The sequence below is a fragment of the Hungatella hathewayi WAL-18680 genome, from assembly GCF_000235505.1.
Taxonomy (GTDB): domain Bacteria; phylum Bacillota; class Clostridia; order Lachnospirales; family Lachnospiraceae; genus Hungatella_A; species Hungatella_A hathewayi_A.
Genome location: NZ_JH379030.1, coordinates 1 through 1048 on the forward strand (window position 1 = coordinate 1; position 1048 = coordinate 1048).

Genomic DNA, 1048 nt, shown 5'->3' on the forward strand with positions numbered 1-1048 from the left:
TTTCTGTCTAAGATTCATAGCGTTGAATCTCTGGTCTTAGGTTTGTTATATCTTACGTTAAGATACAACGAGTTTGTTTTGTTTGGATATAAGAATCGCTTCTTATATCACCTCGGATGTCTTGATTGATTCTCATACAGTTTCCTGTACTCAAATCTTTCTAGATATATTCAATATGTGGTTTTCAAGGTACATGCGGTTTTCTAATAGTTTTAAAAGAAAACCAAATGGAGATGGAGAGATTCGAACTCTTGACCCCCTGCTTGCAAGGCAGGTGCTCTCCCAACTGAGCTACACCCCCATAATAATAACTTGTGCGGATGCTGGTCTACCCTTTCTTCAAGGCTATCCCTATTTTTACACTTAATCTATATGAATTTGTTAATTTCATACATGGGCTTAAGTGGACTCGAACCACCGACCTCACGCTTATCAGGCGTGCGCTCTAACCGGCTGAGCTATAAGCCCTCTTTTGAAAATAAATCCGGCACCCACCTGCTCTCCCATATCGTCTCCAATATAGTACCATCGGCCGCTTACGTCTTAACCATCGTGTTCGGGATGGGAACGGGTGTGTCCCATAAGCGCATCGGCACCGGAAATTTTCTGAACCTTATCAAAGATTCAACAGTATATAAAACCCTTACTTCTTCTTCCTTAGAAAGGAGGTGATCCAGCCGCACCTTCCGATACGGCTACCTTGTTACGACTTCACCCCAGTTATCAATCCCGCCTTCGGCAGCTCCCTCCTATAAGGTTGGGTCACTGACTTCGGGCGTTATCGACTCCCATGGTGTGACGGGCGGTGTGTACAAGACCCGGGAACGTATTCACCGCGACATTCTGATTCGCGATTACTAGCGATTCCAGCTTCATGTAGTCGAGTTGCAGACTACAATCCGAACTGAGACGTTATTTTTGGGATTTGCTTGACCTCGCGGTTTCGCTTCCCTTTGTTTACGCCATTGTAGCACGTGTGTAGCCCAAATCATAAGGGGCATGATGATTTGACGTCATCCCCACCTTCCTCCAGGTTATCCCTGGCAGT

General features: G+C 45.3%; 2 tRNA genes, 1 rRNA gene and 2 other annotated features. All 3 genes read right to left on the minus strand.

Annotation, left to right across the window (positions count from 1 at the left end):
- Positions 1-228: 228 nt before the first annotated feature.
- Positions 229-301: transfer RNA gene (locus tag HMPREF9473_RS23820), tRNA-Ala, on the minus strand.
- A gap of 93 nt (positions 302-394) precedes the next feature.
- A tRNA-Ile gene (locus tag HMPREF9473_RS23825) sits at positions 395-468 on the minus strand.
- Between the two features lie 14 nt (positions 469-482).
- A 5S ribosomal RNA gene (gene rrf / locus HMPREF9473_RS23830) occupies positions 483-600 on the minus strand.
- A 74-nt stretch (positions 601-674) separates the two neighbouring features.
- Positions 675-808: a sequence feature (16S ribosomal RNA rRNA prediction is too short), on the minus strand.
- Positions 809-870: 62 nt separating this feature from the next.
- Positions 871-967 (minus strand) — a sequence feature (16S ribosomal RNA rRNA prediction is too short).
- Between the last annotated feature and the right edge of the window lie 81 nt (positions 968-1048).